This window comes from Roseovarius sp. CAU 1744, from assembly GCF_039839345.1.
Classification (GTDB): Bacteria; Pseudomonadota; Alphaproteobacteria; order Rhodobacterales; family Rhodobacteraceae; genus Roseovarius.
The window spans coordinates 435,589-457,695 of the sequence record NZ_JBDOQV010000001.1 but is presented as its reverse complement, the minus strand read 5'-3'; the positions used below and the strand labels follow the sequence as shown (position 1 = coordinate 457,695).

24 protein-coding genes are annotated in these 22,107 nt (G+C 62.9%); 4 read left to right on the top strand and 20 right to left on the bottom strand.

The features are described 5' to 3' along the window. Positions 1-40: 40 nt before the first annotated feature. The 9 genes from AAFO92_RS02240 to AAFO92_RS02200 all read right to left on the bottom strand — a co-directional run bounded on the left by AAFO92_RS02240 (position 41) and on the right by AAFO92_RS02200 (position 6,452). Positions 41-796 (bottom strand): TIGR02186 family protein, encoded by a 756-nt coding sequence (locus AAFO92_RS02240; protein WP_347532956.1) that lies wholly within the window; start codon positions 794-796, stop codon positions 41-43. Further along, positions 796-1,710 (bottom strand): sulfite exporter TauE/SafE family protein, encoded by a 915-nt coding sequence (locus tag AAFO92_RS02235; RefSeq protein ID WP_347532955.1) that lies wholly within the window; start codon positions 1,708-1,710, stop codon positions 796-798. The genes AAFO92_RS02240 and AAFO92_RS02235 overlap by 1 nt, the downstream gene beginning before the upstream one ends. 158 nt (positions 1,711-1,868) lie before the next feature. Further along, positions 1,869-2,501, bottom strand: a complete 633-nt coding sequence (locus tag AAFO92_RS02230; RefSeq protein ID WP_347532954.1) for a LysE family translocator — start codon at positions 2,499-2,501, stop codon at positions 1,869-1,871. 102 nt (positions 2,502-2,603) lie between these two features. After that, positions 2,604-3,020 carry a GNAT family N-acetyltransferase gene (locus tag AAFO92_RS02225; RefSeq protein WP_347532953.1) on the bottom strand — a complete coding sequence of 139 codons (417 nt, stop codon included), beginning with the start codon at positions 3,018-3,020 and terminating at the stop codon, positions 2,604-2,606. Continuing rightward, positions 3,010-3,672 (bottom strand): tRNA (adenosine(37)-N6)-threonylcarbamoyltransferase complex dimerization subunit type 1 TsaB, encoded by a 663-nt coding sequence (gene tsaB, locus AAFO92_RS02220; protein ID WP_347532951.1) that lies wholly within the window; start codon positions 3,670-3,672, stop codon positions 3,010-3,012. The genes AAFO92_RS02225 and tsaB overlap by 11 nt, the downstream gene beginning before the upstream one ends. Before the next feature lie 3 nt (positions 3,673-3,675). Next, positions 3,676-4,239 carry a NifU family protein gene (locus tag AAFO92_RS02215; RefSeq protein WP_347532950.1) on the bottom strand — a complete coding sequence of 188 codons (564 nt, stop codon included), beginning with the start codon at positions 4,237-4,239 and terminating at the stop codon, positions 3,676-3,678. 87 nt (positions 4,240-4,326) lie between these two features. After that, positions 4,327-4,782, bottom strand: a complete 456-nt coding sequence (locus AAFO92_RS02210; protein WP_347532949.1) for a universal stress protein — start codon at positions 4,780-4,782, stop codon at positions 4,327-4,329. A gap of 62 nt (positions 4,783-4,844) precedes the next feature. Beyond that, positions 4,845-5,441, bottom strand: a complete 597-nt coding sequence (pncA, locus tag AAFO92_RS02205; protein WP_347532948.1) for a bifunctional nicotinamidase/pyrazinamidase — start codon at positions 5,439-5,441, stop codon at positions 4,845-4,847. A gap of 84 nt (positions 5,442-5,525) precedes the next feature. After that, positions 5,526-6,452, bottom strand: a complete 927-nt coding sequence (locus tag AAFO92_RS02200) for a DMT family transporter (protein WP_347532946.1) — start codon at positions 6,450-6,452, stop codon at positions 5,526-5,528. A gap of 86 nt (positions 6,453-6,538) precedes the next feature. Here AAFO92_RS02200 and AAFO92_RS02195 point away from each other — a divergent pair, with 86 nt between their 5' ends. Further along, a complete protein-coding gene (locus tag AAFO92_RS02195) occupies positions 6,539-7,453 on the top strand; it encodes a rhodanese-related sulfurtransferase (protein WP_347532945.1) in 915 nt (304 codons plus the stop codon). A 37-nt stretch (positions 7,454-7,490) separates the two neighbouring features. Here the strand turns inward: AAFO92_RS02195 and AAFO92_RS02190 are convergent, their stop codons facing one another. Further along, a complete protein-coding gene (locus tag AAFO92_RS02190; protein ID WP_347532943.1) occupies positions 7,491-8,708 on the bottom strand; it encodes an MFS transporter in 1,218 nt (405 codons plus the stop codon). Between the two features lie 141 nt (positions 8,709-8,849). Then, positions 8,850-10,178: a UDP-glucose/GDP-mannose dehydrogenase family protein gene (locus AAFO92_RS02185; RefSeq protein WP_347532941.1), complete on the bottom strand. Its 1,329-nt coding sequence runs from the start codon at positions 10,176-10,178 to the stop codon at positions 8,850-8,852. 180 nt (positions 10,179-10,358) lie between these two features. Between AAFO92_RS02185 and AAFO92_RS02180 the strand changes: the two genes are divergently transcribed. Next, positions 10,359-11,318, top strand: a complete 960-nt coding sequence (locus tag AAFO92_RS02180) for a KpsF/GutQ family sugar-phosphate isomerase (RefSeq protein WP_347532939.1) — start codon at positions 10,359-10,361, stop codon at positions 11,316-11,318. A 101-nt stretch (positions 11,319-11,419) separates the two neighbouring features. Here AAFO92_RS02180 and AAFO92_RS02175 read toward each other — a convergent pair whose 3' ends face one another. The 6 genes from AAFO92_RS02175 to AAFO92_RS02150 form a co-directional block, all read right to left on the bottom strand. Beyond that, positions 11,420-12,604 (bottom strand): DegT/DnrJ/EryC1/StrS family aminotransferase, encoded by a 1,185-nt coding sequence (locus AAFO92_RS02175; RefSeq protein WP_347532937.1) that lies wholly within the window; start codon positions 12,602-12,604, stop codon positions 11,420-11,422. Then, a complete protein-coding gene (locus tag AAFO92_RS02170) occupies positions 12,601-13,527 on the bottom strand; it encodes a GDP-L-fucose synthase (protein ID WP_347532935.1) in 927 nt (308 codons plus the stop codon). Before AAFO92_RS02170 ends, AAFO92_RS02175 begins: the two co-directional genes overlap by 4 nt. Then, on the bottom strand, positions 13,524-14,582 hold the full coding sequence (gene gmd, locus AAFO92_RS02165) for a GDP-mannose 4,6-dehydratase (protein WP_347532933.1): 1,059 nt from the start codon (positions 14,580-14,582) through the stop codon (positions 13,524-13,526). The genes AAFO92_RS02170 and gmd overlap by 4 nt, the downstream gene beginning before the upstream one ends. Before the next feature lie 65 nt (positions 14,583-14,647). Next, on the bottom strand, positions 14,648-15,388 hold the full coding sequence (locus AAFO92_RS02160; protein WP_347532931.1) for an SDR family oxidoreductase: 741 nt from the start codon (positions 15,386-15,388) through the stop codon (positions 14,648-14,650). Between the two features lie 16 nt (positions 15,389-15,404). Continuing rightward, on the bottom strand, positions 15,405-16,580 hold the full coding sequence (locus AAFO92_RS02155; RefSeq protein WP_347532929.1) for a crosslink repair DNA glycosylase YcaQ family protein: 1,176 nt from the start codon (positions 16,578-16,580) through the stop codon (positions 15,405-15,407). A gap of 9 nt (positions 16,581-16,589) precedes the next feature. Further along, a complete protein-coding gene (locus tag AAFO92_RS02150; protein ID WP_347532928.1) occupies positions 16,590-17,381 on the bottom strand; it encodes a hypothetical protein in 792 nt (263 codons plus the stop codon). Positions 17,382-17,796: 415 nt separating this feature from the next. Here AAFO92_RS02150 and panB point away from each other — a divergent pair, with 415 nt between their 5' ends. Then, the gene (gene panB, locus AAFO92_RS02145) at positions 17,797-18,636 is read left to right on the top strand and encodes a 3-methyl-2-oxobutanoate hydroxymethyltransferase (RefSeq protein WP_347532927.1); all 840 of its coding nucleotides are present in this window, start codon (positions 17,797-17,799) and stop codon (positions 18,634-18,636) included. Next, a complete protein-coding gene (panC, locus tag AAFO92_RS02140) occupies positions 18,633-19,481 on the top strand; it encodes a pantoate--beta-alanine ligase (RefSeq protein ID WP_347532925.1) in 849 nt (282 codons plus the stop codon). The genes panB and panC overlap by 4 nt, the downstream gene beginning before the upstream one ends. Before the next feature lie 117 nt (positions 19,482-19,598). Here panC and AAFO92_RS02135 read toward each other — a convergent pair whose 3' ends face one another. The 3 genes from AAFO92_RS02135 to AAFO92_RS02125 form a co-directional block, all read right to left on the bottom strand. Beyond that, on the bottom strand, positions 19,599-19,802 hold the full coding sequence (locus AAFO92_RS02135; protein WP_347532923.1) for a hypothetical protein: 204 nt from the start codon (positions 19,800-19,802) through the stop codon (positions 19,599-19,601). A gap of 123 nt (positions 19,803-19,925) precedes the next feature. Then, positions 19,926-21,104: a 23S rRNA (adenine(2503)-C(2))-methyltransferase RlmN gene (gene rlmN, locus AAFO92_RS02130; RefSeq protein ID WP_347532922.1), complete on the bottom strand. Its 1,179-nt coding sequence runs from the start codon at positions 21,102-21,104 to the stop codon at positions 19,926-19,928. 73 nt (positions 21,105-21,177) lie between these two features. Continuing rightward, positions 21,178-22,107, bottom strand: coding sequence for an OmpA family protein (locus AAFO92_RS02125; protein ID WP_347532921.1), 930 nt, complete (start codon positions 22,105-22,107; stop codon positions 21,178-21,180).

The following is a 22,107-nucleotide window of genomic DNA, read 5'->3' as shown; positions in this document are numbered from 1 at the left end:
AGAGCGTGCGCGCCAGCGCACTCCATTCAGGAACCGTTGCCTAGCCGCGGCGCAGGAACTGGAATGCCGCCGCAGCGCCCCATCCCGCCATGATGGCGATCGCCAGCGACATCAAACCGTAGAGCATCGGCTGTTCACGGGACAGGTTGTAGAGCCAGCGCTCGAGCCCGACCTTGCGCACGTCGATCACGGTCTCGTATTCCGACACCACATACCCGTTCCGGGTCAGGAAGATGCGCGTCTTGTAATCCCCCTCGGTCAGGTTCGATGGCAGCGTGATCGAGGTGCGAAACAACGTCTGCTGGTCCAGCACCACGGCCCCTTCGAGCAGTTGATAGGTGTTGTTCCTCTTGCGGATGCGGATCACCGCCTGGGAAAAGCTCTGCGGGTTCGAAACATGCGGCGAGGCGCCGACAAGGCGGATCGCCTTGGGGATGGTGATCCGGTGGCGCAAATCCTCGATCTGGGCCAGCACTTCCTTCAACGGTCCGGTTGTGGCCACCGCGTAGAAACTCGGGGCGGCCCTGACCTCGACCGCGGCGGCATTGACCCAGATGCCCAGCTTGCGTTCCTTGCGGCGCACGGTCAGCGGCACCGACGGCCCGGCGATTGCCACGATGACTTCCAGCGGCTCGTCTGGGATCGGTGCCTCGCGCTTGACCGCGCCAAAAACCAGCAGTTCCGAGCCGTCGAACGTGGCGGTGATCGCCACCTCGTCGGCGCTGAGGCCCAGCACAACCTCTTCCGCCTTCAGCGGCAGCGCCACCAGACAGAGGAGAAAGACCAGGCGCAGCATCAATGACCCCCGCCGTTGCCGATGGAGTAAAGCTCGGACGGCATGATCAGCAGATCAAGCGCCAGTTTGAAACAGACCGCCAGCACCATCAGCGCCAGCAGGATGCGCAGCTGTTCAGCCTTCATCCTGGTGCCGATCGTCGTGCCCACCTGGGCTCCGATCACACCGCCGACCAGCAACAGCACCGCCAGCGCCACATCCACCGTGTAATTCGTCGTGGCGTGCAGCATCGTCGTGAACGCGGTCACGAATATGATCTGAAAAAGCGACGTGCCGACAACCACCTTGGTCGGCATCCCCAACAGGTAGATCATCGCGGGCACCATGATGAATCCGCCGCCCACCCCCATGATCGCCGCCAGAATGCCGACGCAGACCCCCACGATCAGCGGTGGGATCACACTGATATACAGCCCCGAGGTGCGAAACCGCATCTTCAGCGGCAGCCCGTGCACCCAGTTGTGCTTTTTGCGTTTGGGCGCCTTGCCGCTGCGCGTGTTGCGGATGGCCTTCAGGCTTTCAACAAACATCATGCCGCCGATGATGCCCAGGAAAACCACGTAGCAGAGCTTGACCAGCAGGTCGACCTGGCCCAGGGATTTCAGGTAGTTGAAGACGATAACGCCCAGGGCCGCCCCGATCAGGCCGCCGATCAGCAGCACCGTGCCCATCCTCAGGTCAACGGTCTTGCGTCGCAGATGCGCCAGCACCCCGGAAAACGAGGACGCCACGATCTGGTTTGCCTCGGTCGCCACCGCCACTGCCGGCGGAATGCCGATGAAGAACAGCAAAGGCGTCATCAGAAACCCGCCGCCCACCCCGAACATGCCCGACAGAACCCCGACAAGCCCGCCCAGCCCAAGCAGGAGAAACGCGTTGACGGAGACCTCGGCGATGGGAAGGTAGATCTGCATGGGATGTCCTAGCGCCAGATTCGTTTGGAATGCAAGGCACCGGCGCGTCAGATTCACGTCAGGCCTGCTCATTTTATGAAAACTGGCCCTATCAGATCGTCGAAGTGTAAAATTTTGTCTCGTTTGGCGAGGCTCGCCAGATTTATTTTCGAGACATGTTACCTATCCACCGCGAGCTTGATGGCGGCGAAGGTGAAAAATGCGCCCAGCCCGGTCTCGATCCACCGCCGCCCGGCGGCATATGCTTGCCGCACGGCCTGCGCTGACAAGGCCAGCGCCCACAGCCCGTGACAGATGAATGAAATCAGGAATGCCCCGGCAACGAAAAGCGCGATGACACCTGGACCGGCCCCCTTGACCGCGCCGATCGAGGCGATGGCCAGCCAGAAGGCGATTGCCTTGGGATTGGTCACCTGAAGCAGATAGCCGGTCGCGAACTGGTGCAGGCCGGAACGCTGCCTTGCGGTCGCCGGCTGCAAGACCGGCGGGTTCAGCGCTTTGCGAAAGGCGCCGTAAGCGAGGTAAAGCAGATAGGCCGCACCGACCAACCGCAGCGCGCTCATCGCCCAGGCGGCCTGTGACAGGATCAACCCGACACCCAGCATGGTCAGAAGGTTGATCGTCAGGCTGCCGGTCGCGATACCCAGGGTCGCCATCATCGCCGGGGCGCGGCCCTGCGACGTGGCGACCCCGATCAGCATGGCGACCGATGGCCCGGGCGAAGACGCCCCCACAAGCAGGATCGCGTAGGCGGCAACAAAGCCGGGCAGGAAAGGCGCCAGATCGACCATCTCAACCTCCGAAACAATTATGTCCAAACAACACTGATCGCCATTCTAGCGGACGATACTGACAAAATGCTTCGGTATTGGTCGAACTATGCACGATTTGCGTCAAAGCGCAGGTTTCCGCAAGATCAGCGCATCCACCTGTTCGCCACCCGGTCGACGGTAATAGCCCGTCCGGCAGGCCATCTGTGCATACCCCTCCGCCCGATAGAGCGCCAGCGCGACGCCGTTGTCCCGCGCAACTTCCAGGAAGGAAGACATGGCACCCCGGCGCCGCGCCTCGGACTCATAGGCGCGCAGATTCGCCCGCGCCAACCCCTGCCGGCGCTGCCCCGGATCGGTGACGATCGTCAGCAACTCCGCCTCGTCCACCACCACGCGCCCCAATGCAAAACCCTGCTGATCGCCAACGACGAATACATGCGGGCCTTGCATCAGTTCCGCAAATTCCTGCACCGACCAGGCCCGCCCCTGCCCGGCAAAGGCGTAGGCGTGCAGGGCGGCCATATCTTCAGATGTCATCGAGGATCACCGGCGGCGCGTCCCGCGAAGGTGCGGCATCAGCCGGTTTCAGGTAAAGCGGGGCGGGTGACGGGGGCGACCCTTGCCATCTCTGCGACGCCAGCCGCGCCACGGCCGACCCGGGTGCATAGGCCGCGGGCGCCGTGGTCGTCCCCAATCGCGCCGCAACCTGATCGGCGGCAGATCCGATGCAGGTCAGTCCCGATTCCGCCCAGCCAGGCGGCACATCGTTGATTGCCAGAAACTGTGCCGGAATGTCGGTCATGGTGTTGTAACCCTGCAGATAGGCCTGATCGCGCGGGGCCGAAAGGCAGCTCAGCACCGGGCCCTGTGCCTCCAGGGCCACGGCCTCCAACAGGCTGACACCAACCGCCGGTATGTTCAGGGACAGGGCCAGCCCGCGTGCCGCCGAGACGGAAATGCGGATACCGGTGAAATTGCCGGGGCCCGTGCCGACGCCGATCACGTCCAGATCATGCCAGCCGCTTCCGCCGCGCTCCAACAGGTCTTCGAGCAGCGGAAACAGCGCCTCTCCCTGGCCCCGCGTCATATCCTCGTAGAGATCGGATAACACCCGGGTGCCGTGCAACAAAACCGCGCTGACATATGGGCCCGATGTATCGAACCCCAGCACCAACGGGCTATCCGTCATGGGTCAGATGCCAACCGGGCGTACCTCGGTGACTTCGGGGATATAGTGCCGCAGCAGGTTCTCGATGCCCATCTTCAGCGTGATGGTGGACGAGGGGCAGCCCGCGCAGGCGCCCTGCATATGCAGGTACACCACGCCGCGTTCAAAACCGTGAAAGGTGATGTCGCCGCCATCCTGGGCCACGGCGGGGCGCACGCGGGTGTCCAGCAATTCCTTGATCTGGCCCACGATCTCGGCATCCTCGCCGGAATGTTCGGCATGGCCCGAAGGGGCCGCAGCAGCCCCCAACATGACCGGCTTGCCGGACTGAAAATGTTCCATGATCGCGCCCAGAATGGCCGGTTTCACATGATCCCATTCGGTCTCATCCGATTTGGTCACGGTCACGAAATCATTGCCGAAAAACACGCCCTTGACCCCCTGCACCTTGAAGATGCGCGACGCCAGCGGCGATTGCTCGGCCCCTTCGGCGCTTGGGAAATCCGCCGTGCCGGTTTCCAGAACGGTCTGGCCGGGCAGGAATTTCAGCGTCGCCGGGTTGGGGGTGGATTCGGTCTGAATAAACATGGGGCAGCACCTTTCGCGTTGCCTTGGATATGCGCCTGCGCGCGCTCTAAGTCAAGGTTTGGAACGATTCTAAACTGACAGCGGCCGTCAGGTGATCGCCTCCAGCCGTTCCTTGCTCAGATCGCCGGGCACGATGGTGATCGGGATCTCAAGCGAACCGGAATTCCTGGAAAGCTGCGTCACCAATGGTCCGGGGCCTTTCTTGTCGGTCCCTGCGCCCAGCACCAGAACGCCGATCTCGGGGTCGTCCTGCACCTGCGCCATGATCTCGGTCACCGGCTCACCCTCGCGGATCACCAGTTCGGGGTCGACGCCCTGCTTGTCACGCATCCACTTGGCGAAGACCTCGAAATGGGCGTGAATGCTTTCGCGGGCCTCCTCGCGCATGATGTCGCCGACGCCGATCCAGTGGTTGAATTCCTCGGGCGGGATCACCGCCAGCACCTCGACACCGCCGCCGGTATGGGCGGCGCGCATCGCGGCAAAGCGCATGGCGTTCAGGCATTCACGGCTGTCATCCAGAACAACCAGAAACTTGCGCATGGCTCAATCCCTCCTCATCGACGCGCCATCATGGCTGGAATCCGGAACAGGGGCAAGGCGCGTCAGGCGACCTTGGCACCCGCCGCCGCCATGCCGTCCATCGCCGCTGCCAGCGATCCGTCCAGATCAATCGCACGGCAGAGATCAGCGCGCACGGTCACGTCATAGCCCAGGTTGGCCGCATCCACCGCCGAGAAGTTGACGCAGAAATCCGTGGCCAGCCCGACCATCACCAGCGTGTCGATCCCGCGCGTCTGCAGATACCCGTGCAGGCCGGTCGGCGTTTCATGGTCATTCTCGAAAAAGGCCGAGTAGCTGTCGATCGCAGGGTTGTATCCCTTGCGCACGATCATGTCGGCGGCGTCGGTATTCAGCTTGGGGTGAAACGCGGCGCCACTGCTGCCCTGCACGCAATGATCCGGCCACAGAACCTGCGGGCCATAGGGCATCTCGACAGTGCCGAACGGCTCAAGACCGTCATGCGACGAGGCAAAGGAGGAATGCCCAGCCGGGTGCCAGTCCTGGGTCAGCACCACCGCATCGAAATCGCCCGTCAGCGCATTGATGCCCGCCACGATCTCGTCGCCGCCGGTGACGGCCAGTGCGCCGCCGGGACAGAAGTCATTTTGCACGTCGATCACGATCAGGGCCTTCGTCATGGGCGGGTCTCCTCCGGGCTTTGGTCTTGCGCCAGTAATATCCGGTATGCCGGTTTTGGCAAACGGCCCGTGGGGGCCGATACCTCACGCATGGCTTCCGGGGCCTTCGCGCACTGCAAGGTAGAGCGCACCAGCCAGCACCAGGACAGCCAACCAGATCATCGCCGCGTGGCTTTCCCCGAACAGGACGATCCCCCAGCCGATCCCCGCAAACAACGAGACGAAAGTGGCGAAGTTCACGAAGACCGCGCCCGTCACCCGGATAAGGTGGAAATAGATCAGGCTCTCGATCACGCCCGCCAGTGCAAAAACGGCAATCGCAATCACGGCATCACCTGTCGCAGCCCCCGCTGGCAGCGCGGTGCCCTGCCACAGGAATACCGGCGCCACCAGCAGCGCGGCCATGACCGTCTCGCCCGTCACCACCTGCAAAGGCGACAGTCCCGCGGGCCAGAACCGGGCGATATAGACAGACTCGGCCCCGTAGCACAGCGGCACGACCAGCGCCGCCAGCATCCAGATCAACATGCCGTATCCCGGCAGATCTGCCTCGGGCAACAGGATGATCGCAATCGAAACCACCCCCAGCACAACGGCAGCCAACCGCCGGGGCGACACGCGCTCGACCCTGAAGAACAGCGCGACGGTCACTGCCACCACCGGCGCCATCGACCCGATGATCGCCAGCAATCCGGCGCTCAGTTCGGACGCGGCATAGAGTGCTGCCAGCAGCGGTATGACATACCCGATAACGGCGGTGACCAGCAGGAACCAGATCACCCCTGCGCGTGGGCGATAAAGCTCACCCCGCAGCGCCGAGATGGCCAGAAAAGCGACCGACAACAGCAGCAGCGCGTAGATCAGCACGGTCAGATCGCCAAGGCCGCTGCGGGCCGCCAGTTTCAGCATCGCCGCCTGAAGCCCCCACATCAGCCCCATCAGCAGCAACAAGACCAGCGCCGCCATCCCGGCCCGGCCGCCGCCCGAATTGTGTTCCCCTCTCGCTGCCATACCGCCGGACCCTAGCCACTCCGGCCCGGCGAAGCCAGCCTGCTGCCCCTTGCCCCGCGCCGCCACTGGGCTTAAATCGCTGGTTCATGTACACCATCGCCGCGCTTTACCACTTTACCCGGTTCGACAACCCGGATGCCCTCAGGGAGCCGTTGCTGGCGCTCTGCCGGGCCGAGGATATTCGCGGCATCCTCTTGCTGGCGCAAGAAGGCGTCAACGGCACGATCGCCGGACCGCGCGCGGGCATCGACCGGGTGCTGGCGTATTTGCGCACCCTGCCCGGGTGCGCGGATCTCGAGCACAAGGAAAGCACCGCCGATGCACAGCCCTTCGGCCGGTTGCGCGTGCGTCTGAAAAAAGAGATCGTGACGATGGGCCAGCCGGACGTGGACCCGCTGGCAGGCACCGGGCATTACGTCGACCCCGCCGACTGGAACGCCTTGATCGCCAGCCCCGACGTGGCCGTGATCGACACGCGCAACGATTACGAGGTCGCGATTGGCACGTTTCAGGGCGCCATCGACCCTGAAACTGCCAGTTTCCGCGATTTCCCCGACTGGTGGGAGGCGAACAAGGAACGGTTCCACAACAAGCGCATCGCCATGTTCTGCACCGGTGGCATCCGCTGCGAGAAATCCACCAATTTCCTGCTCGGTCAGGGTGTCGAAGATGTCTATCACCTCAAGGGCGGCATCCTGAAATACCTCGAGGAAGTGCCCCAGACCGAGAGCACCTGGGAGGGGGAGTGTTTCGTCTTCGACGGGCGGGTTTCGGTCGGGCATGGCCTGCGCGAAGGCCCGCACCAGCTCTGCTATGCCTGTCGCCGCCCGATTCTGCCCGCCGACATGGCGCGTCCGGAATACGAACATGGCGTGTCCTGCCATCACTGTGCCGGTGAAACCTCGGAAGATGACAAGAACCGCTTTCGCGAGCGCCAGAAACAGATCGCCCTTGCTGAAGCCCGCGGCGAGAAACACATGACCAACCTGCCGGGCGACTGATCTTCTACCTGGCCGAGATACGCACGCACCAGACGGCTCAGGCGGGGGCCATGGCCCGGGTTCTGGTCCGCATCAGGATCAGCATCATGATCGCGATGTTCAGGAAATTCCACGCGATCCCGTTCATGAAGGCCAGCCGGTAATTGCCGGTCATGTCGTAGATCCAGCCTGACATCCATCCGCCCAGTGCCATCCCCAGGATGGTCATCATCAGCACCAGCCCCACCCGGCGGCCGGCCTCCTGGCTGGGCATGTATTCACGCACGACCACGGCGTAGCTGGGGACGATACCGCCCTGGGCCAGCCCGAAGATCGCACTGACCAGATAGAGCGAGACAAGACTACCCGCGGGCAGATAGAGAAACAGCGCCAGGCATTGCAGGGCCGAGCCGATCAGCACTGTCGTCACGCCACCCAGCCAGTCGGCCAGCAGCCCGGAAATCAGCCGCGAGATCACGCCACAGATCAGCATCAGCGACAGCATCTGCCCGCCGATACCCGCCGTGTATCCCAGATCCACGCAGAAACTGACGATATGGACCTGCGGCATCGACATCGCCACACAGCACCCAACACCCGCCAATCCCAGCAGAACGGTCAACGCACCAGGCCGGATGCCCGATGCGCGCCGGCGCGTTTCCGAAATTTCATCCGATCTTACCCGCGCCGCCAACGGGACCTTGCTGCGCAGGATCAGCGCCAGCGGGATCATCCCCGACACGGTCACGACCGCAAGCACCCAGTAGACCCCCCGCCATCCGTAGGTCTCCAGCACGCCTGACAGGATCAGCGGCCAGATTGCGCCGGCCAGGTAATTTCCGCTGGCCGTGATCGCCACGGCAATGCCCCGCCGGCGCAGAAACCATTGCGAGACATCCGCGATCAGCGGTCCAAACCCGGCGGCGGCGCCGAATCCGATGATGAATTGTGTCAGCGACAGGATCCAGACAGATCCCGCCATCGCGGCCATGACAAACCCGGCACCCAGCAGAATTCCGGCCCCGGTGATGGCACGGGTCGCGCCCAGCCCGTCAACCATGCGGCCGATCGCCAGGTTGCCCAGCGCGAAGCCGATCATCGTCAGGGTATAGGGCAGCGACACGTCGCCCCGGCTGATCCCGAACTCGTCCTGCACCGCGGGCATGATCAGCACCATTACCCAGATTCCCGCGCTGCAGATCACCGCAATCAGCAAAGAAACCGCAAGGCGGGCCCAGGCATAGGTGCTGTCGAGAATGTCGGCGGTGTCAGTCATCGGGCGACGTTATGAAAGATCCCGTCGGGTGTATAGCTGAAACGTGCTTCAATCGCGTATCAAATGGCGCCTTGCGCATGGTCACCTGACAGGGTCATCGCAAACGCCACCGTGCAGGGGTCCGGGCCAGTTTGCCGCCGGTCACTCGGCTATGTTCATGAACCCTGCCCGCCCGGTGCTTTCATAGGCCTCGAACCCGGCGCGCCGGGCGTCCTTGGGCGAATAGATATTGCGCAGATCGGCCAGCCGAGGCGTCTTCATCTTCTTGACGATCCGCTTGAGGTCCAGCGCGCGGAACTCGTTCCATTCGGTCAGGATAACCAGCAGATCCGCGTTGTTGGCACATTTATACGGGTCTTCCAGCCAGCTTACCCCGGGCAGCAGCGCCTCGCCCTCGTGCTGGCCCTGCGGGTCCGTCACCCGCACCCTGGCGCCGCCACCGACCAGCGCCGGGATGATCGTCAGGCTGGGGGCGTCGCGCATGTCGTCGGTATTGGGTTTGAAAGTCACGCCCAGAACGCCGATCAGCTTGCCGTTGAACGATCCGTCGCACAGGTCCAGCAGCTTGTCGATCATGCGCCGCTTGACCTCCTCGTTGACGCCGATCACCGTTTCGGTGATCTGCATCGGCAATCCGTGCTCCTGCCCGATCCGCGCCAGCGCCTTGGTATCCTTAGGAAAGCAGCTGCCACCATAGCCCGGCCCGGCATGAAGAAACTTGTTGCCGATCCGCCCGTCAAGCCCCATCCCGTGGCTCACCTGCTTGACGTCCGCCCCAGTGCGCTCGCACAGGGCGGCAATTTCGTTGATGAAGGTGATCTTGGTCGCCAGGAAAGCATTGGCCGCATACTTGATCATCTCGGCGCTTTCCAGGCCGGTGGTGATGATCGGAAAATCCCGCAGGTAGAGCGGGCGATATATCTCGGCCATGACCTCGGCCGCCCGATCTGTCTGCACCCCCACCACCACGCGGTCGGGCTTCATGAAATCGTCGATCGCCGCTCCCTCGCGCAGAAATTCCGGGTTGCTGGCGACATCAAAGTCGAGCTCGGGGTTGGCCTTCTTGATCGCGTGCTTGACCTGCCGGTTGGTACCGACGGGCACGGTCGATTTGGTCACGATCACCACGTAGCCCTGCGCCAGGGCCGCGATCTCCTCGGCCGCAGCCATGACATAGGTCAGATCCGCATGGCCGTCGCCGCGCCGCGTGGGCGTACCGACCGCAATGAATATTGCCTCGGCGCCGTCGATGGAACCGGCCAGATCGGTTGAGAAGGTCAGCCGCCCGGCCTCAACATTCTTGGCCATCAACGCTGCCAGCCCGGGTTCGTAAATCGGCACCTCGCCGCCTTCCAACAAGGCAATCTTGCCGGGATCCTTGTCGACACAGACCACATCATGCCCGAAATCGGAGAAACAGACGCCGGATACAAGCCCGACATACCCGGTCCCGATCATCGCGATTTTCATGTGACTGTCCTTGTCCTGCCCCGCCGAATTTCTGCGGCAGCCCCGGTCTCAAGTCAATCAATCCCGCCCACCATGAGGGATTTGCCCGGATCACCGTCACCCGGACGTCACGCTAGGGGCTTGGCGACCTGTCGCCGGCGCGCTATCACCGCGCAATCGCAACCACGCGGGAGCCCGCCGATGACCACGCCCAAGACGCCCACCCAGATTGCACGGGATGTTCTGACCATCGAAAGCGCCGCCCTGGCCCAGATGCGCGACAGCCTGTCGGAAGGGTTCGACAGCGTGGTCGAGGCGCTGCTTGGGGTCCGTGGCAGGGTCATCGTATCGGGCATGGGCAAATCCGGCCATATCGCCGCCAAGATCGCCGCCACGATGGCCAGCACCGGCACCCCGGCACAAACCGTCCACCCCGGCGAGGCCAGCCACGGGGATCTCGGCATGATCACCTCCGATGACGCGGTGATCCTGATCTCGAATTCCGGCGAAACCCGCGAACTGGCCGACATCATCGCCCACACACGCCGCTACGCGATCCCCCTGGTCGCGATCACCAAGAAGGCGTCCAGCACCCTGGGCATGCAGGCCGATCACCTGCTGCTGCTGCCCGACGCACCCGAGGCCTGCGGTATCGGCATGGCGCCCACCACCTCGACCACCTGCACGATTGCAATCGGCGACGCGCTGGCCGTGGCCCTGATGAAACTGCGCGGGTTTGAACGAGAGAACTTCCTGGCCTTCCATCCCGGCGGTACCCTGGGCGCGCAGCTGCTCAAGGTCAGCGCGGTCATGCACACCGGCGCGGAACTGCCCATCGTAAACGAATCCACCCCGATGAGCGAAACGCTGATCGAGATGACGGCCAAGGGTTTCGGCGTGGCCGCAGTGGTCGAAAACGCAAGGCTGACTGGCGTCATCACCGATGGCGATTTGCGCCGCAACATGGACGGGCTGATGACCCGCACCGCCGGCGAGGTCGCCACCCGCAGCCCGATGACGACCACACCCGATACGCTGCTGGTCGAAGCGCTTGGCGTGATGAACGCCAACAAGCGCACCACGCTGCTGGTCACGGATGACGCGCATCACCTTGTCGGGCTGGTCCATATCCACGATGCGCTCAGGGCCGGCGTCGCCTGACGGCCACCGCCCGCGCCAACCCCGAGGAAGCAGCGCGCAGCGCGGATGACGAGAGATAGAGCGTGCGCGCCAGCGCACTCCTTCAGGTCACTCAGCCCACGTTAGGACGCCACCTGGTCAAGCGCGGCACGCAGAAGCGGCCAGCGGTCGTCAAGCGGGTAGTGGTGATTGCCGATGAAAAGCCCGTTCCGGTCGATGTCTTCCGCGTGGCGCAGCCTGTCGTGGATCACGTGGTCCATGTGTCTCACGACCACCTCGTTCTTGGCGAAATTGCCCGCAACCACGGGGCGGCATTCCACACCATGATCCCCCAGGGCGCGGATCAGCGCCGCGCGGTCGAAACCGGCATCGTTCCCGACCACCATCGAGAAGCCGAACCAGCTGCTCTCGCCGATCTCCTGCTGGATCCGAATCTGCGGATAGGATTGCATCAGCGCACGGAAGCGCTCGGCATTACGGCGCCGTTCGCGGACGATCATCGGCAGTTTCGTGATTTGCTCCTGTCCGATCGCCCCACTCATCTCCAGCGGGCGCAGGTTGTAGCCCGGCAGTACAAAGCGAAAGGATTCCTCGAAGGCATCGTCGCTTTTCTCACCGGTCACATGGTTGAATTTCGGCAGGTGACGCGTCCAGCCATGCGATCGGACGCTAAGCATGATATGGTGCAGTTCCTCGTCATCGGTCACCACCAGACCGCCCTCCATCGTGGCGATGTGATGGGAAAAGAACGAGGAATAGCTGCCGGCGATCCCGAATGTTCCTGTCTGGCGCCCCCGATAGGTCGCGCCGAGGGATTCGCAATTATCTTCGATCACCAGGATATCCCGGTCACCGACGATCTTTTCGATCCGCGCGAAATCATTCGGGTTTCCCAGCAGGTTCACGACCATGATTGCCCGGGTTTCAGGGCTGATCGCCTCGGTCAGCGCGTCCAGATCATAGTTCAGCGTATCCGGGTCGATATCGACGAATTTCATCCGCAGACCGTATTGGTGCAGCGGATAATAGGTCGTGGACCAGCTGACCGCCGGAACGATCACCTCGGCCCCTGCGGGCAGGTTGCGCGTGGAATGGTGGCGCAGCGCGGCGATGATGATCAGGTTGGCCGACGAGCCGGAATTGACCATGACGCAGTATTTGCTGCCCATCGCGGCGGCAAACGCATCTTCGAACTTCGCCACTTCGGCCCCCATCGAGAACATGCCCGATTTCACCACCCTGTCGATGGCGGCATATTCCCGTTCGTCCCAGCTTGTGGTGGCCAGCGGAAATCCCTGATCGCTCATGCGCCTGCGCCCTCCATCTCCTGAAAATGCGCGTAGGTCCGCGCGATCCCCTCCTGCAGCGAGGTCTTTGGCGACCAGCCGAAAGCCGTCTGCCTGCCCACTGCCAGCAGCTTCTGCTTCATCCCCGTCGGGCGGGTCAGATCATGGGTGAATTCCCCCTGCCAGCCGATCACTTTCGCCGCTTCGGCGTAGTAGTCGTTGATTGAATGGTCATGGCCCAAGCCGATATTCATGCAGCCGGGCAGATCCGCGAAATGCGTCACCGCGTGCCAGACGGCATCGGCCAGATCGCCCGAGAACATGAACTCGCGCCGCGCCGTGCCATCGCCCCAGATCTCGACACTGGGCGCACCCGATTGCCGGGCCTCGTGGATCTTGCGGATGATCGCGGGCACAAGGTGCGAAACCTCGGGGTCGAATTTGTCATGCAGCCCGTAAAGGTTACATGGAATCAGTGTCTTGTAGGAAAATCCCTTGCTCTGGCTGACAAAATCACACAGCCGCGCCACGGCCAGTTTCGCCAGCCCGTAACCTTCGTTCGTGGGTTCAAGCTCACCCTTGCCCAGGTTGTCTTCGTGCAGCGGATTGGGGGCGTCATGGGGGTACATGCAACTGGATCCGAGGTTCAGCAGCTGCCCGACACCGGCAGCCCGCGCGGCGTGCACCACGTTGAATCCCATATCCATGTTGTCGGCCAGAAACGCCGCCGGGTCGGCCATGTTGGCCTGAATGCCACCGACGCGGCCCGCCGCGTGAATCACCAGGTCAGGCGCGGCCGCTTGGATCGCCGCCATGACCGCCGGGCGGTCGGTCAGGTCCAGTTCGGTGCTGGTGGGGGCCACGATGTCATGTGTGCCGGCACCCGCGTGTTCCTGAATGGCGCGGCCCACCATCCCGCGCCCGCCGGTCAGAAAGATCTTCATGAGCCTGCTGCGCGCTGCTGCGCCCGTGCCTCGGCCAGGTCCGAGGCCACCATTTCCCGCACGAGCCCGTCAAAGCTGGTCTCGGGTTCCCACCCCAGTTGCTGGCGGGCCTTGCTCGCGTCCCCCAACAGCGTTTCAACCTCGGCGGGGCGGAAATAAGTGGGGTCGACCCGCACCACGACGCGGCCCGACGCATCGCGCGCCACCTCGTCCACGCCTTCGCCCTCGAAGCTCAGCACCATGTCAAGCGCCTCGGCGGCACGGGAAACGAAATCACGGACGGAATATTGCTGGCCGGTGGCAATCACGTAATCCTCGGGGCGGTCCTGCTGCAGCATCAGCCACATCATCTGCACGTAGTCACGCGCATGACCCCAGTCGCGCCGGGCATCCATGTTGCCCAACAGCAGTTCCTCCTGCACCCCCAGCTTGATCCGCGCCAGCGCCCGCGTGATCTTGCGGGTCACGAAGGTTTCGCCGCGGATCGGGCTTTCGTGGTTAAACAGGATCCCGTTGCAGGCATACATGCCATAGGCTTCGCGGTAATTTACCGTGATCCAATAGGCATAAAGCTTGGCTACCGCGTAAGGCGATCGCGGGTAGAACGGCGTCGCCTCGCGCTGCGGTGTTTCCTGCACCAGCCCGTACAGCTCGGACGTGGAGGCCTGATAGAACCGGGTCGTGTCTCCCATGCCCAGAAACCGGATCGCCTCCAGCAGGCGCAGCGCACCCATCGCGTCGGAATTGGCGGTGTATTCGGGCTCTTCGAAACTGACCGCAACATGGCTTTGCGCGGCCAGGTTATAGACTTCGTCCGGCCTGGTTTTCTGCAGGATATGGGTCAGGGAAGAGCTGTCGGTCATGTCCCCGTGATGCAGCTGGAACTGGCCCGATTTTCCGGGTTCGCCTTCGAACAGGTGGTCGATCCGCGCGGTGTTGAACAGCGATGTGCGGCGCTTGATGCCATGCACCTGGTATCCCTTTTCCAGCAGGAATTCGGCCAGATAGGCCCCATCCTGCCCGGTCACACCGGTAATGAGAGCGGTTTTCGCCATCGTCGCCTCGTCGCTTCCTCTGGTTTTGTCCCCGGATACTGCTTTCGCGCGGCAATTAACAGGGGTCAGATGCAGCGCCCGCCATCGACCTCAAGGCAGACCCCGGTGATCATGCTGGCCTCGTCGCTGCACAGGAACGCGGCGGCGTTGCCCATGTCTTCGGGCGTCGAGAAACGGCCGATCGGAATCGTGCTGAGGAATTTGGCCCGCATTTCCGGCGTGTCTTCCCCAAGGAAACTGGACAGCAGCGGGGTCTCGCCCGCCACCGGGTTCAGGGCGTTTACCCGCAGCCCGTCAGGTGCCAGTTCGATCGCCATCGTTCGGGTTGCGGTATTCATCCAGCCCTTCGAGGCGTTATACCAGTTGAGGTTCGGCCGCGGACTGACCCCGGCCGTCGATGCCACGTTCAGAAAGACACCGCTGCCGCGCGCCTTCATTTCCGGGACGAAAGCCTGGGCCATCAGGTAGACCGATTTGCAATTGACGGCGAAGACGCGGTCGAAATCGGCCTCCGTCACCGCCTCCAACGGGGCTGGCAAATGCGTTATGCCAGCATTGTTGACGATGATGTCGGGCAGGCCCAGCGTATGCAGCGCGGCCTGTTTCATCCCTTCGATGCTGGCGCTGTCCGACACGTCCGCGGCGCAGGCTGCACATCCCAGTTCGTCGGCCAGGGCCGCGGCGGCGTCGCTGTTGAGATCGGCGATCATGACCTGCGCCCCCTCGGTCAGGAATTTCCGCACGATACCGGCGCCAAAGCCGCTGGCGCCGCCTGTCACGATTGCCGTCTTCCCCGCCAGTCTCATGTCGCGTTCCTTTCCCTCATCCCGCCGGAGGAGGTATCTGCCATGAAACCTCCCCGATCCCGGCCAGCCGCGCAAACCGTAGCAGTTCCTTGTCCAGCTTTTCCAGCCGCGCGGCGCCCCACCTGACCCTGTGTTCCGGCCAGAATCCGGTGACACGCATCCAGCCGGCGGCCCGGTCGGCCTTCAGTTCGACCCGGCCCACGAAACGATCCCCTTCCAGCAATGGATAGACGTAATAACCCCATTTCCGCTTGGCCGCGGGCACGAACATTTCATTGCGATATTCAAAACCAAAGAGGCGCTGCAGGCGCATACGGTCGCGTATAGCGGGGTCGAAGGGATTTAGAATACGCAAGCGTATGGTTGGGGCAGGCGCCTGCGCAAGACGCGCTTCGAAATCCGGCACGCCCCAGGCTTTCAGATATTGCTCGTCCGCGGTTTCGACCTCGACCGGTACCAGATCGCGCCGCGCGCCGCACCACGCGTTGGCTTCGTCTGTGGTCACGGCATCCCAGAACCGTTTCACATCCCCGGAAGATCCAAATGTAAGCCTGTCAATTGATTGATCACACAACCATTTCACCTGATCCGGGTCTGCGGCTGCATTCCGCAGATGGCCGGGAAAGACCCGCTCTCCGAGATTGTAGTACTTGACGAAATTCTCGCGATAGCACGTCGCCAATTCGCCGGAATACCACATCTGGTCCAGCGCCTTCTTGTGCGGCGGGCGCGCCCACATCTCGCGTTTGCCCTCGATCTTCGTATCGAACGCATGGGTGGAAAGTGCGCCTTCCCTTTCAATACGCTCCCGTATGTTCTTGATCTCTTCCTGGCCCAGACCAGACTGATACCAGGCGGCATTTGCCGCCTTGCGGCCCAGCCTTTGGAACTGCCGGTCCCAATGGGGCAGGTATTCCATCGGGATCAAAGAGGCATCGTGGGTAAAATGCTCGAAGATCGCCCGGTCGCGCCCCAAAAGCGGCCACAGCATCTTCTCGCGGTAGTTCTGATTGCGCGACCAGAGGATGTGGTGATGCGCCCGCGTGACATTGCGAACCGTGTCGATCTGCACGAATCCCAGCTGCCGGATGATCTGCATCACATCCAGCGCGCCGACAGGCGTCTGCGAAAGGCCGTTGGTCCACAACCATAACCGCCGCGCGTCCTTGTTGGTCAGTCTCAGGGCCTTCATCACGCTGCCCTAGGGCGTACTCAGAAGGATCAGGGCGTTGTTCAACTCCCGTCCCTCCATCGACAGGACCGCATCCATGAACACCCGGCCTGCCTCACAGGCGCGCCGGTTGCTGACCCGGTCAAGGTTGCGATAGGCCCGCATCAGCGCGGCGCCATCCGTTCGGGTTGCCAGGCTCTTGCCCAGCGCCTCGTTGATGGTCGCGGCGGCGCGCACCTCCTCTTCGGCGCCAAGACGTGCCACATCCCGCGACGCGCCGAAACGCGCGGCCTTGAACTGAATCCGGTAATATTCCTTCAGCGCGGGCGTATTGAGCCGCGCGGCAACGCGGCCGGTCGCCTTTGCCAACCTGGCAGGCGGCAGTTTTTCCTTGATGGTCAACCCGCATTCGCGCACGGGCAGCGCCTTGAGCATCGCCTGTTCGACCTTGTAGAAATATTCCAGTTCGCGCGGCCTCAGATGCCCCAGACCACGGTCGACCAGTGGCCAGAACAACCCTCCGGCCTCGACCGAGCGCACCGAAGGCCGGCTGGCCGCGATCACCCTGTCGGCAATGTTTCCGGCGATCAGCGGATCCCGCAACATTCGCTCGATCTGCGCAACAGCAAGGTCCAGTTTCTCCCCCTCAAAGCCCAAAGCGGCCATATCACCCCGAATCGGGGTGATTTCCGGCAACTGCCCCAACAGGCGCACGATGTCCGACTTGCGAAAGGTGGCATCCTGCGCGGTTGCCACCCCGGCGACCGGCAACATGACTGCCAGGATGAGGTAAATCGCTGTAAAAATTCGGAAAATGCGCAAGGTTCTTCCCCTGTTGCAGCCTGTGTGACCCGAACGGCCCGCCGTGCATGATCATGTGTAGAGCTTTTGCACCGAATGAAAACCCCACCACCCTGCGCATAATCGCGCAAGCGGCGCATTGCGGCGTCGGACAGTCGCTCGAAGGCCGCGCGAAGACCCCGCCTGCCAGATGGCCAGCGCGTTCGCATGCAACGCGCGACGGCGACAGGACCACCAAAGAAGCCATCAAGCCCGCCGATATGCGGGGGCTTCATCGCCTGCCTCGGTTTGGACCTGGCAACACCGTCAACGCCTATGGCAACCTGCCCCGCAAAACGCCCAACGCCCGGGCGTTCCCTGGTTAAACAGAGTGGTGGAAATTACTGCCCAGACTTGGTAGGTGCTTCTGCGACGCAGCATGAACCGGACAAATCAAATGAGCGCGACAGCCAAGAAATCCGCCCCCCTGCCCGATGATATTCGCGCCATGAAGGGCGGCGCTCCGATCGTCAGCCTGACCGCCTATACCACCCCGATGGCCCAGATGATGGACGCGCATTGCGACATCGTGCTGGTGGGCGATAGTGTCGGCATGGTGCTGCACGGGTTGCCCTCGACCCTGGGTGTCACGATGGAGATGATGATCCTGCACGGCCAGGCCGTCGCCCGGGGGCTGGAACGCGCCATGCTTGTCATCGACATGCCCTTTGGCAGCTACGAGGAAAGCCCTGAACAGGCCTTCGCAAATGCCGCCGCCCTGATGCGCGAAACCGGTGCCGTGGCGGTCAAGCTTGAAGGCGGTCAGCATATGGCCCAGACCATTGCGTTTCTGGTCGCGCGCGGCGTGCCGGTGATGGCCCATATCGGCCTCACCCCGCAATCGATCAACACGCTTGGCGGCTACAAGGTCCAGGGACGCGATGATGGCGCCACCCGGCTGCTGGCCGATGCCAAGGCGATCAGCGACGCGGGCGCCTTTTCGGTGGTGTTGGAGAAGGTACCCGCCACTCTCGCGGATCAGATCACGGCACAGATTCCCATTCCGACCATCGGCATCGGCGCCTCGGCGGGGTGCGACGGGCAGATCCTTGTGGTGGATGACATGCTGGGCTTGTTTACCTCGTTCAAACCGAAATTCGTCAAACGTTATGCCACCCTCGGGGACGACGGAGAGAAGGCGATAGCCGCCTACGCAGAAGAGGTCCGTGCCCGCAGTTTCCCCGCACCGGAACACATGTTTGCCGACCAGGCCCCGGCAAAGGGCAAAGGGAAATGACCGCGCCGATCCTGCGCAAGCTGGCCGACCTTCGGACCGAGACGGCACGGTGGCAGGCGGCCGGTGAACGCATCGGCGTGGTGCCCACGATGGGGGCACTGCATGACGGCCACCTGTCGCTGGTGGAGACCGCCAAGAAGGATTGCGACCGCGTGATCGTCACGATCTTCGTCAACCCGATGCAGTTCAACAATCCCGACGATCTGGAAAACTACCCCCGGACCGAACACGAAGACGCGCGCAAGCTGGAGCGTTTCAACATCGACGTCCTCTACGTCCCGGACGGTGACCAGATGTACCCCGATGGTTTCGCCAGCACGGTCACGGTCGCGGGGCTGACGGATGTGCTCTGTGGCGCGCATCGCCCCGGGCATTTCGACGGCGTCGCCACCGTGGTGGCCAAGCTCTTTCTGCAGAGCTCGGCAAGGGATGCCTATTTCGGCGAAAAGGATTTCCAGCAGCTTCAGATCGTGCGCCGCATGGCCCGTGATCTGGACATCCCGATTACCGTGCACGGCTGCCCGACGATCCGCGAAATCGACGGGTTGGCGATGTCCTCGCGCAACCTGCTGCTGTCGGACCGTGCCCGCGTCAAGGCCCCTGCCCTGAATGCGGAAATGGAGCGTGTCGCGGAAGAGATGGCAAATGGATCGCCCTTTTCCGCGCTCCAGGCCGAGGCGATCAGACGGATTGAAAATGCCGGCTTCACCAAGGTCGAATATCTGGAAGTGCGCGCCAACGACAATCTGGAACTGCTTGACACACCCTCGCGCCCGGCGCGCCTTCTGGCCGCCGCCTGGCTGGCCGGCGTAAGGCTGATCGACAATATTTCGGTCAAGGACTGACCCCGGGCAGGACTGCCCGCGATCTTGACGTCACGCCGTCCTCCCGCCCCGAGGAGGCGCCCGGAGGGCAACGACGAGATATGCTGCGCGCGTGCAACGCGCACAATTTCCCAGCGTCTAGTGTACCGTGGGGCCCGGCAGGCTGCAGAGCGGCGCTTCCCGCAGGATCGAGGTGACAAAACAGCCCTCTTCAGTCTCAAGGATCGCATAGCCATAGCCACGCAGACGGTGTTTCCATTCACGCTCTGAAGTGGCCAGCTCGCGTTCGCGTTGGACCAGATTGCGGATCTTGTCCTTGGCTTCCCGGTTGAGATTTTCCATCTTTTTCAATCTTTCAGCAGACATCCATTGCCGCGAGGCTAGTTAACCCCGATGGCAAGAATCGTCACAGAAAGGGGCGCACATGAGAAAAATATGCGGCAGGCGCCTCAATTTGACGCTGCGTCAGGCGCGGGTCTCGGCCTCGATCTGGGCACGTGACTTGCGGGCGCGTTCCGTGGCCGATTTCAACTGCCCGCAGGCGGCCATGATGTCTTCTCCCCGCGGCGTACGGATCGGGCTCGCATAGCCTGCCTTGTAGATGATGTCGGCGAATTTCTCGATCCGCTCCCAGTCGCTGCGCGCATGCGGGGCGCCGGGCCACTCGTTGAACGGGATAAGGTTGATCTTGGCCGGGATGCCCTTGATCAGCTGCACCAGGCGCCGGGCATCCGCATCGCTGTCATTCACATCCTTCAGCATCACGTATTCGAAGGTGATGCGTTCGGAATTCGACAGGCGGGGGTATTCGCGCAACGCGCCAAGAAGCGTTTCGATATTCCATTTCCTGTTGATCGGCACCAGCTTGTCACGCACCGCGTCGGTGGTGGCGTGGAAGCTTACCGCCAGCAGACAGCCGATCTCTTCCGCGGTCTTGGCGATCTCGGGCACCACACCCGACGTGCTCAGCGTGATCCGGCGGCGGCTCAGGGATATCCCCTCGCCATCCATCGCGATCTTCATCGCGTCGCGCACGTTGTCGAAATTGTACAGCGGTTCGCCCATGCCCATCAGCACGATATTGCTGAGAAGCCGGGTTTCATCCTTGGGCGCGCCGGGCTGGGGCCATTCGCCCAGGTCGTCGCGCGCCATCATGATCTGGCCGACGATTTCCCCCGCGGTCAGGTTGCGCACCAGCTTCTGCGTGCCCGTGTGGCAGAAAGAACAGGTCAGCGTGCAACCGACCTGCGAGCTGATGCAGAGCGTTCCGCGCGTCTCTTCAGGGATGTAGACCACCTCGACCTCGTGGCCGCCGGCAATCCGCACCAGGTATTTCCGCGTGCCGTCCGCGCTGACCTGTTTCGAGACCATTTCGGGGATTTCGATCACGAATTTCTCGGCCAGTTCGGCCCGGTAGCCCTTGCTGAGGTTGGTCATCGCGTGAAAGTCACGCACGCCCCATTGGTAAATCCACTGCCAGATCTGCCCCACGCGCATGTTGACCTGCTTTTCCGGCGTGCCATTGTCGATCAGAAGCGCGCGCAGTGCCGGCCGTGTCAGGCCGACAAGGTTCACCGGCCCCTCGGGCAGTTTCCGGGGGATCGTCAGCACATCCTGGGTGATCGGTGCAGTGTCATCGGTCATCGTAGCGCGGCCTTCGGGTATCAGATGCGCCTCCATATAGGAGTTTTTCGCCGATGCCAAAGGATTTGGCCGGTTATTTCGACTCCAGCAGCACAGCCTCGACCCGCCTGTTGATCTCGCGCCCCTCGCGTGTGCTGTTCGGTGCAAGCGGCGAGAGATAGCCGACACCTTCGGCATCCAGCTGCGCGCGCGGCACGCCGTATCCTTCCACCAGGCGCAAGAGCACCGCGTCGGCACGTGACTTCGAGAGCTTCACGTTATCTGTAAGCGAACCGACGAAATCCGTATGCCCCACCAGCGCGATCCGGCGGCGTTCGTCCGCCAGCAGGAATTCCGCTAGCCGTTCAAGCGAGCCATGCGGACCGGGCCCAAGCGATGCGGACCCGGTCCGGAAAACCAGATCGTCCAGAATCACGTGGCCCTGCGCGATCAGCGTGTCGATTACGGTCTCCGGCGGGCCCGATATGGCCACATCTTCTGCCGTGACCCCGGCGGGTTTCCGCCCGGCGGAGCCTCCGTCCGGTGCAACATGGACCAGCTGCACATATCCGATCCCCGCCTTCCTGCTGACAAAGACGGATACGGCATCGGCCTGCGGGCGGCGGGCGGACAGAAATCTGAAATCGAACAGATCGACATACATGTCCGGGGCGGGCAGCACATCCGTGTTGAAACGGAAATCGAAACCACCGCAATCCGTTGCGCCGCATTCCAGCAGGATTTCGTAACCTTCCGCCTCCAGCTGGTCCTTCACCGAGCGGATGATCTGCAACGTGGTCAGGCCCGACTGGTCAATCCGCCAGGCCTGTTTCAGCACGTTCCCCTCTAGTTTCTCGACAGGCAGCACGCCGCCGGAAAACGGCCCCAGGGGCAGGTCATATCGGTCCGGGTTGGCGCGGATCTCGGCGTTCAGGACGGCTTTGCCCGGCATCGACAGTTCCAGCGCCGGGGCGGGCCCGCCTGCTAGGGCCACAAGGGCCGCCAGGATTAACCGGGCGCGCAT